The organism is Variovorax boronicumulans NBRC 103145 (assembly GCF_001591345.1).
In the GTDB taxonomy this organism is placed as follows: domain Bacteria; phylum Pseudomonadota; class Gammaproteobacteria; order Burkholderiales; family Burkholderiaceae_C; genus Variovorax; species Variovorax boronicumulans.
In genome coordinates this window covers 1-8,495 of sequence record NZ_BCUS01000180.1, presented here as the reverse complement: position 1 = coordinate 8,495, position 8,495 = coordinate 1, and the positions used below count along the sequence as shown (strand labels likewise).

Genomic DNA, 8,495 nt, shown 5'->3' with positions numbered 1-8,495 from the left:
GGCCTGGCCCTTCACGGCCGTGAGCGCGGGCAGCGGCGCCACCACCACGTCGCGCGCCGAGGCGGCGACGAAGCTCACCTGCGCGGTCATCTGCGGCATGAGTTCGCCGTCGGCGTTGTCCACGTCGAACAGCACGGTGTAGAGCACGACCTTGCTGGCGGCCGGCGCCTGCGGCGCGTCGCCGCCGCTCTTGCCTGCCGGCACGGGCGGCGAAGGCAGCACCTGGCGCACCGTGCCTTCCCAGCGGCGGCGGTCGGCGCCGAGCGTGGTGAAGTACACGGCCATGTCGCGCTTCACGCGGCGCACGTCGGCTTCCGAGACTTCGGTCCACACCGTCATGCTCGACAGGTCGGCCACGCGCAGGATGTCGGGCGTCTGGTAGGTGGCATTGAGCGTCTGGCCCTCGCGCGCCTGCACCGAGACCACGCTGCCGGCCATCGGCGCGTAGATGCGCGTGTAGCCCAGGCGCGCCTCGTCGGCCTTCAGCGTGGCCTGGGTCTGAGCGATCTGGGCTTCGAGGTGCGCGATCTTCGCGGCGGCCGAGGCCAGCGTGGCTTCAGCGGTCTGCACGTCTTCGGCACGCGTGGCGCCCTCGGCGGCCATCTGCTGCTGGCGTGCGAACTGCTGGCGCGCCAGGCGGTGCTGCGCGTGCTGGTCGGCCAGCTGCGCGCGCAGGCCCGCGAGCGAGGCGCGGCCGGCGTCGACCGTGGCCTGCTGCACGCTGGGGTCGATCTCCACCATCAGCTGGCCCTTCTTCACCGCGTCGCCGGGCTGCACGTGCAACCGCAGGATCTGGCCCGACACCTGCGCGCCGACGTCCACATAGCGGCGCGGCTGCAGCGTGCCGATGGCGGTCACGCTGCTTTCGATGTCGCCGCGGCGCAGCACGGCGGTGTCCCAGCCGGGGTCGCGTGGACTTGCCCAAACGTAGGCCACCGCGACGGCGGCCAGGGCCAGGGCCGCGAAGGCGGCGATGCGCAGGCGTGTGCCGGCGCGCGAACGGGAAGCGGGCGCCGTCACCGGGCGCCCTTGCGGAAGAAAGCGAGGGTCATGCTGCTAAGACGTGCGAGGCGCCGAAACGGGTAGCGCGCGCCACGCGCCCTGTGCGGAATGAGGCGTTTCGGGGGACAGGAAATCTTTACAAATCTATATAATTGAGAATAACTCTCAATTGCATCGTCTCCCGCGATGCCCCTTCACACCATGTCCCATCCGGAAGTCCGGCAGCTGTACGTCGACCACCAGGGCTGGCTGCGCAGCTGGTTGCTGGGCCGCCTGCGCTGCGGCTTCACCGCGGCCGATCTCACGCACGACACCTTTCTCAACCTCATCGAGCTGCCGCAGCAGCCGGTGCTGCGCCAGCCGCGTGCCTTCCTGCAGGTGGTGGCCAGCCGGTTGATGATCAACCGCTTTCGCCGCATGCAGGTCGAGGCCGAGGTGCTGCGCACCGTGGCGCTGATGGCCGAGGACGCCTGCGCGCCCAGCGCCGAGGACAAGGCCTGCGCACGCGAGCTGCTGGGCCAGGTGCTCGCGCTGCTGGCGACCGAGCTCGACGTGAAGAGCCGCACTGCCTTCCTGATGGCGCGCGTCGAAGGCCGCTCGTACCGCGAGATCGCGGCCGAACTGGGCGTGTCGGAGACGCGCGTGAAGCAGTACCTCGCGAAGGTGCTGGCGCATTGCCATGGCCGCATGGCCGCCGCCGTGCCCGAGACGGAAAGCGCCGACGCCCCGGCCCATGCCTGACGCGGCCGCCGAGCGCCTGCGCGAGGAGGCGGCGCTGTGGGCCGTGACCCTCGCCGACGACAGCGTGGACGACGCCACGCGCGCCGCCTGCGCGGCGTGGTGCGCGCTCGACGAGCGCCATGCGCGGCTCCTGGCCGAGATGCGCCGCATGTGGGAGTCGGTCACGCCCGACACCCCCGCGCCGCAACCCGTGCGGCGCGGCCCGTCGCGCCAGATGCTGGGCGCGCTCGTGCTGCTGCCCTGCCTGCTCGTGGCGGGCGCCGCGATGCCGTGGCAGGCCTGGCTGGCGGATGAACGCACCGGCACCGGCGAGATCCGCCACCTCACGCTCGAGGACGGCAGCCGCGTCGCGCTGAACAGCGACTCGGCCATCGACATCGATTTCTCGGGCAGCGTGCGCCGCGTGCAGCTGCTGCGCGGCGAGGTCTTCGTCGAGGTCGCGCACGGCGACAAGCCTTTTGCCGTGGTCGACCGCGACGGCAGCGCGCAGGCGCTGGGCACGCGCTATGCCGTGCGGCGCGAGGCGAGCGACACGCTCGTCACCGTCACCGAATCGCGCGTGCGCGTGCAGCCGCTGGACGGCGGCGACGACCGCTGGGTCGACGTGCAGGCGGGGCAGCAGGTGCGTTTCGACCGCCGCGGCGTCACCACCGACACCGTGCCTGCCGCGCCCGGTGGCCTGGCCTGGCCGCAGGGCCGGCTGGTGTTCGACGACGCGCCGGTGGCCGAGGTGCTGCGCCAGCTCGGCCGGCACCGGCCCGGCCTGCTGCTGGCCGACGACGAGGCCCTGGGCACGCTGCGCTTCACCGGCGTGCTGCCGATCCAGCAGAGCGACGCCGCGCTCGCGCTGCTCGCCAGCGCGCTGCCGACCTTGCGCGTGTCGACGCTGTCGCCGTGGCTGGTGCGGGTGACCACCACGGCGCCGCCGTGACCGGGCGGTCGAACTTTTTTCCGCGCGCACCGCTACCCGATTCCCGTGCCCGCTTGTCATAGGTGGTGAAAAGAGATTCACCACACCATGACAGGACCCGCAGACCCGACCGAGACCGCGCACGCTGGCGTGCGGCGCTGCTGGCATCGCCTGCGCCGCGCCTTTGCGCTGGCGAGCCTGGTGCTGCTCGCCGTGCCGGCCGCCGCGCAAGCGCCCACTGCCGATGCGGCCTTCGAGTGGCACCAGCCCGCGCAGCCGCTGAGCAGCGCACTGACCGCGCTCGCCGTGCGCACGGGGCTGCTGCTCGGCGTCGATGCCGAGGTCGTGCGCGGCAAGCGCGCGCCCGCGCTGCAGGGCCGCTACACGGCGCGCGAGGCGCTGCTGCAGCTGCTCGAAGGCAGCGGCCTCGAAGCGGTGCGCGGTGCTTCGGGCGGCTACGCACTGCGCGTCGCGGCGCAGCGCGCACCGGGTCCGAAGCCGCAGGCCGAAGCGCCCGCGGGCGGTGCGCTCAGCGAAGTCACGGTCACCGGCGGGCGCGACACCGGCACCGTCACCGAAGGCACCGGCTCCTACACCACCGACGGCGCGATCGGCACCGCGACGCGGCTCGAACTCAGCCTGCGCGAAACGCCGCAATCGGTCAGCGTGCTCACGCGCGACCGCATCGACGACCAGGGCCTGGGCCAGATCAGCGACGTGCTGCGCCAGGCGCCCGGCCTGAGCTTCGTGCAGAGCGGCAACGCCGGCACCGACGCCAACGCCGTCTACTCGCGCGGCTTTGAGGTCGAGAACTACCAGGTCGACGGCATCCCGCAGGCCGGCACCTGGCTGCTGCAGACGGGTGACCTGGCTTTCTACGACCGCGTCGAGGTGGTGCGCGGCGCCACCGGTCTGCTCAACGGCGTGGGCACGCCGGCGGCCACCGTCAACCTCGTGCGCAAGCGCCCCGGCAACGCGCTGCAGGCCAGCGCCTCGTTCAGCGCGGGCACCTGGAACCGGCAGCGCGCCGAGCTCGACATCGGCGGGCCCGTCACCGCCGACGGCCGCGTGCGCGCGCGCGTGGTCGCGGCCGTGCAGGACGGCGACTCGTGGATCGAGCGTCACCACGAGAACAAGCGCCTGTTCTACGGCATCGTCGAAGCCGACCTCGCGCGCAGCACACGCCTGAGCGCCGGCTTCGAGCTGCAGCGGCACGACAACGACGGCGTGGCGCGCGCCGGCCTGCCGCTGCATTTCAGCGACGGCAGCGAGGCCGACTACGGCCGCTCGCGCAGCGCCGCCGCGCGCTGGGCCCACTCGTACCAGGACCAGCGCCAGTATTTCGCCGCGCTCGACCACCGCTTCGACAACGGCTGGGCCGTGCACGCAGCCTTCAACCGCTCGCGCCGCGCCTACGACGACGTCATCGGCTACGCGCTGCGCGGCTACATGGACCGCGCGACCGGTGCGGGGCTCGGCCTGTGGACCAACCGCTGGAACGCGGTGCCGGTGCAGAACGCATTCGACCTGTACGCGAGCGGCCCCTTCGAACTCTTCGGCCGGCGGCACGAGCTGGTGCTGGGCTACAACGCCTCGCGCACGCACAGCGACGCGCCGCTGTACGCGGGCTGGAACGTGGCGGGCTTCGATCCGTGGGTCGCGAACTTCAACAGCTGGAACGGCGACCTGCCGGCCCAGCCGCAGCAGCCCGTGACCGGCCGCCAGGAAACCGCCACGCGCCAGTCGGGCGCCTATGCCACGGTGCGGCTGCGGCCGACCGATGCGCTCTCGGTCATCGTCGGCGCGCGCGCGAGCGACTGGAAAGACGTGACGCGCACCGTCCCCCTGCAGCGCGCTGCCACCCTCACCACGCGCAGCGAGAAGGGCGTCGTCACGCCGTACGCGGGCGTGGTGTTCGACCTCGACAAGCACTGGTCGGCCTACGCCAGCTACACCAGCATCTTCAAGCCGCAGGCCAGCAAGGACCGCAGCGGCACCTACCTCGATCCGCTCGAGGGGCACGCCTACGAAGCGGGCGTGAAGGGCGCGTTCCACAACGACCGCCTCAACCTCAGCGCCGCCGTGTTCCAGGTGAAGCAGGACAACCTCGCCGTGCGCCTGGACAACGAGTTCGCGCCCGACGGCTCGGCCGCCTACCGCGCCGCCAAGGGCACGACCACGCGCGGCTACGAATTTGAAATTGCCGGCGAGCTGCTGCCCGGCTGGCAGGTCGGCGGCGGCTTTGCGCACAGCGTGGCCCGCGACGCCGCCGGCCAGCGCCTGAACACGCAGGTGCCGAAGAACCTGCTGAAGCTCTTCACCAGCTACCGCATCGCGCACATCGGCAACGGCCTCACGGTGGGCGGCGGCCTGAACTGGCAGAGCGACACCTACAGCACAGGCCTGGGTCCCTCGGGCCATGCGCGCTTCACGCAGCAGGCCTACACCACGCTCGACCTCATGGCGCGCTACCCGATCAACAAGCACCTCGCCGTGTCGGTGGCGCTGAGCAACGTCTTCGACACGCGCTACCGCACCAGCACCAGCAGCAGCTTCTACGGCGCCCCGCGCCACCTGCTCGTGACCTTGCGCGGCACCTACTGACGCACCGAGTTTTTTTCTCCGCAGCCAGGTCGCTGCCGGCCCCTTCGCGGCCGGGTGCGTCGCTAGCCATCTCTTGCCAACGGGCGTTGCCGACCTCCCGGGTCGGGTCGCCCCCTTTCTTCATGCCATGAACCAGCATTCGTTTTCACGCGCCCGCTTCCGGCGGTCTCCCGTGGCCCTTGTCGCCCTGCTTTGCTGTGGCGTCGTCAGCGCGCAGCAACAGCAAGCCGCCAGCGGCGCGGCGCTGTCCGAGGTCACCGTCTCGGGCGACCGCAGCGGCCGCACCGAGGGCAGCCGCTCCTACACCGCCGAGCAGGCCTCCACCGCGACCCGCATGGACCTGTCGATCCGCGAGACGCCGCAGTCGGTGACCGTGATCACGCGCGAGCGCATGGACGACCTGGGCAGCGCCCGCATCGACGACGTGCTGGGCCAGACCACCGGCATCATGGTCGGGCAGGCCGACAGCGAGCGCGTGAACTACTCGGCGCGCGGTTTCTCGATCAACAACTTCCAGATCGACGGCATGCCGCGCGGCCCGAATTCGCCGCTGTCCGACACCGTGCTGTACGACCGCATCGAGGTCATCCGCGGCGCCACCGGCCTCATGGGCGGCACGGGCGATCCGTCGGCCACCATCAACTCGGTGCGCAAGCGCCCCACGCGCGAGTTCCAGGGCAGCGCCTCGCTCAGCTACGGGCGCTGGAACCACAAGCGCGCCGAGGTCGACCTGTCGGTGCCGCTCACGGCCGACGGCCGCATCCGCGCGCGCACCGCGCTGGCCTGGCAGGACCGCGACTCGTACATGGACCTGTACCACGAGCGCAAGACCGTGGGCATGGTGATCGTCGAGGCCGACCTCACGCGCTCCACGCTGCTCACCGCTGGCATCGACTTCCAGGACAACAAGCCCACGGGCGCGACCTGGGGCGCCATTCCGTACTGGAACCACGACGGTTCGCTCGCCAACCTGCCGCGCAACACCAGCCTGAGCACGCCCTGGAGCACCTGGGCCAACAAGCAGCACACGACCTTCGTCTCGCTGCAGCACCGCTTCGACAACGACTGGAAGGTGCACCTGGGCTATGCGCGCACCACCAGCGCCAACAACACCACCGTGGCCTACGGCGGCGCCGGCTACCCCAACCGCTTCACGGGCCAGGGCATGAAGCTGTGGAGCGGCGTGTGGGGCGAGGGTGAGTACGTCAACGACAACTTCGACCTGTACGCCACCGGCCCCTTCAGCCTGTTCGGGCGGCGCCACACCTTCATCGCCGGATGGAACGGCGGCAACCAGACCTACACCTCGCAGGGCGGCACGCCGGTGATCCCGTACCCCGAGGCCATTCCCGACTACCGCACCTGGATCGGCAACATCCCGCGCCCGATCTTCCTGGCCGACGGCTCCAAGACCGTGGGCTTCACGCAGCTCAACGGCGGCTACGTGGCGGGCCGCTTCAGCCTCACCGACCCGCTGAGCGTGATCGTCGGCGCGCGCGTGAGCAACTACCGCAGCTACACGCACGTCTACAACACGGCGCAGCAGTACACGCGCACCACGGGCAAGTCGGAGTCGAAGGACGAGGTCACGCCGTATGTCGGTGTGGTCTACGACCTGGACAAGCGCCACTCGCTGTACGCCAGCTACACCACGCTGTTCCGTCCGCAGACCTCGAAGGACCGCAACGACCAGTACCTCACGCCCGAGACCGGCACCAGCGCCGAGCTGGGGGTGAAGGGCGAGTACTTCGGCGGTGCGCTCAATGCGTCGGCGGCCGTGTTCCAGGTCAAGAAGAAGAACCTGGCCGAGCTCGACCGCAGCGTGCCCGCGGGCTTTCGGCTGCCCGACGGCGGCCAGGCCTACGTGGCCAGCGGCGACGGCGTGACCGCGCGCGGCCTCGAGTTCGACGTGTCGGGCCAGATCACGCCCGACTGGAACGTGGCCGCCGGCTACACGTACCTCGATGCCAAGACCGCCAAGGGCGCGCGTGCCGTGCCCAACCAGCCCAGGCACCTGCTGCGCCTGTCGACCGCCTACCGCTTCAGTGGCGCCTGGCGCGGCCTGAAGGTCGGCGGCGACATGACGGCGCAAAGCGGCATCTACGGCGAGTCGTGGTATGGGCAGCCGCCGCTGTTCAGCATGAAGGACCCGCTGCCGCGCATCTCGCAGAAGGCGTACGCGGTGTTTAGCCTCATGGCCAGCTACGAGATCAACAAGAACGTCACGGCGCAGCTGAACATCCGCAACGTCTTCGACAAGAAGTACTACCGCAACGTGGGCTTCTACGACAGCGTGTTCTGGGGCGAGCCGCGCAACGTGAGCCTGACCCTGCGCGCCAAGTTCTGAACAAGCCGTCTTCCATTCCGTCTCAACCATGCCATCCATCAACCTAGGAGCATCGACCATGAAGAAACCCCTGTTCTCCCTTGCCACCCTCGCGGCGGCCGCGTTCGTTTTCTCGGGCGCCGCGCACGCCCACTTCGTCTGGCTCGAGCCCGCCGCGGGCGGCGAGGCCAAGGCCTACTTCGGCGAGTGGGCCGACGACCTGCGCGAGACCGAGTCCGGCCACCTGAAGCTGGTCAGCGCGCCGCGCGGCATCGCCGCCGACGGCAAGCAGACGCCCGCCACGCGCCATGCCGACCACTTCGTGGTCAAGGCCGACGCCAGCGGCGACGCACGCCTCGTGGGCGCCTACGTCAGCGACAAGGGCGTGGCGAGCCTCTACCAGGCGCGCACCGGCCGCACCGAAACCGTCGCGCGCCACACGCTCGAGCTCGTGCCGCAGGCCGCCAACAGCAACAGCTTCACGCTGCTGCTGGCCGGCAAGCCGCTGCCCAAGGCCGAGGTGGTCGTGTTCGGCCCGCCCAAGTGGGAGAAGAAGTTCACCACCGACGACGCCGGCCAGGTCACGCTGCAGACGCCCTGGCCCGGCCAGTATGTGGTCGAGGTGAACCACACCGACAAGGACGGCAAGGGCAGCTGGGACGGCAAGCCCTACACGCAGACGCGCCACGTCGCCACGCTGAGCTTCGTCGTCCGGTGAGGGCGGGGCTTCCGGCGCGGGGGTGCTTTTGATGAGCACCTTCGCGCTGGTGTGCGCCCTGTTCGCGTCGGCGCTCGGCGGCTTCGTCACGCTGAGCCTGGCGATGGACCGGCATTACGAAGACGCCCACGGGCGCGGCCGCACGCCGGGCCCGTCGCGGCCCTGGCAGCAGCTGGGCGGCGCGGCGCTGCTGG

General features: G+C 70.9%; 7 protein-coding genes. 6 read left to right on the top strand and 1 reads right to left on the bottom strand.

All coding sequences use genetic code 11. The features are described from left to right. A partial coding sequence (locus VBO01S_RS29645) for an efflux RND transporter periplasmic adaptor subunit (RefSeq protein WP_255221238.1) occupies positions 1-936 on the bottom strand: 936 nt, incomplete at its 3' end. Between the two features lie 267 nt (positions 937-1,203). Between VBO01S_RS29645 and VBO01S_RS29640 the strand changes: the two genes are divergently transcribed. The 6 genes from VBO01S_RS29640 to VBO01S_RS33520 all read left to right on the top strand — a co-directional run. After that, complete coding sequence (locus VBO01S_RS29640) at positions 1,204-1,743, top strand: sigma-70 family RNA polymerase sigma factor (protein WP_174543711.1); 540 nt, start codon at positions 1,204-1,206, stop codon at positions 1,741-1,743. Beyond that, positions 1,736-2,674: a FecR family protein gene (locus tag VBO01S_RS29635; RefSeq protein ID WP_062482310.1), complete on the top strand. Its 939-nt coding sequence runs from the start codon at positions 1,736-1,738 to the stop codon at positions 2,672-2,674. The genes VBO01S_RS29640 and VBO01S_RS29635 overlap by 8 nt, the downstream gene beginning before the upstream one ends. An 87-nt stretch (positions 2,675-2,761) precedes the next feature. After that, the gene (locus VBO01S_RS29630) at positions 2,762-5,257 is read left to right on the top strand and encodes a TonB-dependent siderophore receptor (RefSeq protein ID WP_255221237.1); all 2,496 of its coding nucleotides are present in this window, start codon (positions 2,762-2,764) and stop codon (positions 5,255-5,257) included. 172 nt (positions 5,258-5,429) lie between these two features. Then, positions 5,430-7,604 carry a TonB-dependent siderophore receptor gene (locus VBO01S_RS29625; RefSeq protein ID WP_062482304.1) on the top strand — a complete coding sequence of 725 codons (2,175 nt, stop codon included), beginning with the start codon at positions 5,430-5,432 and terminating at the stop codon, positions 7,602-7,604. A 58-nt stretch (positions 7,605-7,662) separates the two neighbouring features. Beyond that, positions 7,663-8,301 (top strand): DUF4198 domain-containing protein, encoded by a 639-nt coding sequence (locus VBO01S_RS29620; RefSeq protein WP_062482301.1) that lies wholly within the window; start codon positions 7,663-7,665, stop codon positions 8,299-8,301. 31 nt (positions 8,302-8,332) lie between these two features. Continuing rightward, positions 8,333-8,495: DUF3325 domain-containing protein (locus tag VBO01S_RS33520; protein ID WP_157627500.1), on the top strand; the 163-nt coding region annotated here is incomplete at its 3' end.